Source organism: Christensenella sp., from assembly GCF_034927525.1.
In the GTDB taxonomy this organism is placed as follows: domain Bacteria; phylum Bacillota; class Clostridia; order Christensenellales; family Christensenellaceae; genus Christensenella.
In genome coordinates, this window is record NZ_JAYFPU010000367.1 from 1 (window position 1) to 1,867 (window position 1,867).

At 55.8% G+C, this 1,867-nt stretch carries 2 protein-coding genes; both read left to right on the top strand.

Annotated features, from left to right (window positions below):
• Positions 1-728: NAD(P)/FAD-dependent oxidoreductase (locus tag VB081_RS14475; protein ID WP_323401484.1), on the top strand; the 728-nt coding region annotated here is incomplete at its 5' end.
• A gap of 11 nt (positions 729-739) precedes the next feature.
• Positions 740-1,867 (top strand): NAD(P)/FAD-dependent oxidoreductase (locus VB081_RS14480; protein WP_323401485.1); only part of this gene is annotated, 1,128 nt, incomplete at its 3' end.

Sequence of the window (1,867 nt, forward strand, 5' to 3'; positions counted from 1 at the left end):
GGCCAGCCTATGGGTGCTCTGGGGACGGCTACACCCTGGCCAAGTCCCTGGGACATCAGGTGACCAAAACCCTGCCAGTCTTAACTGGGGTGATCTGTGAGGATCTGCCTAAGGCCCTTAAGGGGGTGCGGGTAAAGGGACGGCTTACCCTTTATTGGGAGGAAGAGCCTGTTTTTGTGGAGGCCGGGGAAGTCCAATTGACGGACTACGGTATCTCGGGGATTTGCGTCTTTAATTTAAGCCGATATCTGGTCTATCGGGATGAAAGACGACTATCCCCCTATACCATCACCCTGGATATTTACCCCGGAGAATCCTTTTATCCCTTCTTGATGAAACAGTACGACTATTTTGGGGAGAGCCATTGTCTTGACCTCCTTGGTGGGATGTTAAAACCGCCCCTAGCCAAGTGGGTGCTCAGCCAATGGGGAATGACGGGGAGGCAGCCCCTAAAAGACTGTACCCCAGAGGATTTTGCCCGAGTGGAGGAATGTCTCCACGCCCTGGTGATGAAGCCCTCGGGGGTGATGGGCTTTAAGATGGCCCAGTGCACTGCTGGTGGAATCCCTTGGGATGAGGTCAACCCACGCACCCTTGAATCCCGGCTGGTGCCGGGGCTTTATTTTGCTGGAGAAATTTTGGATTATGACGGCCCCTGTGGTGGCTATAATCTGGATTATGCCTTCCGAACCGGACGTCAGGCGGCGGTTGCCGCCCTTTCAAAGTAGATGGAGACACAATGAAAAAGACCCGCTATCGTATCAATAATATCAAACTGAATATCAAAGAAGATTGGTCCCTTATTCCAAGAAAAATAGAAAAGATCTGTGGCCTGCCCCAGGATACCTTGGGCCCAGGGGAGTTCACCGTCAGAAAAGAATCCATTGACGCCCGGGAGCAATCCGATATCCGGCTGGTCTATACCGTGGATTTCAGCACCGCCCTGCCCCTGAGAGGCAAGGGAAAGAAAACTGCCCAGCCCATTAAAAAGCAAAAGAACCCAGCCATTGTGCCCGGGCAGGAACCGCTCACTGGCCGACCGGTGGTGGTGGGGTTTGGTCCCTGCGGCCTTTTTGCCGCCCTGTATTTGGCAGAGGCGGGCTACGCCCCCATCGTCCTGGAACGGGGTGGGGATATGGTCAAGCGGGTAAAGGATGTGGCGGCCTTTTGGACAGAGGGTCACCTCAATCCCGAATCCAACGTCCTCTTTGGGGAGGGCGGTGCGGGCACCTTCTCCGATGGTAAACTCACCACGGGGACCAAGGACCCTCGGATTCGAAGGGTGTTAGAGGCTTTTGTTCAAGCCGGGGCACCGGAAGATATTCTCTATAAGCAAAAGCCCCACATCGGCACGGATGTTCTGAGGGCCGTGGTAGTGACCCTGCGCCGTCGCATTGAGGCGGCTGGGGGTGAGATCCGTTTTAACACAAAGGTGACAGGCCTCCAGGTGACGGATTCCGGGGAGGTCTGCGGGGTAGAAGTCCTCAAAGACGGAAAAGAGAGCAGCCTTTCCAGCAGCAGCGTCATCCTGGCCCTGGGGCACTCCGCACGGGATACCTTCGCCATGCTAAAAGGGGCGAATATCCCCATGGAGCAAAAGCCCTTTTCCATAGGGGTGCGCATGGAGCATCCCCAAGCCCTCATCGATCATTCCCAATATGGGGATACCCAGGGATTACCCGCTGCGGATTATAAGCTGAGCTATCGGGATGCAAATGGCCGGGGTGTATATTCCTTCTGCATGTGCCCCGGGGGTGAGGTCATTACGGCATCGACCCAACCGGGTCTGGTGTGCGTCAACGGCATGAGCAATCGTGCCAGAAATAGCGGCACCGCCAACGCCGGGATTTTATGCGATGTCCGCCCC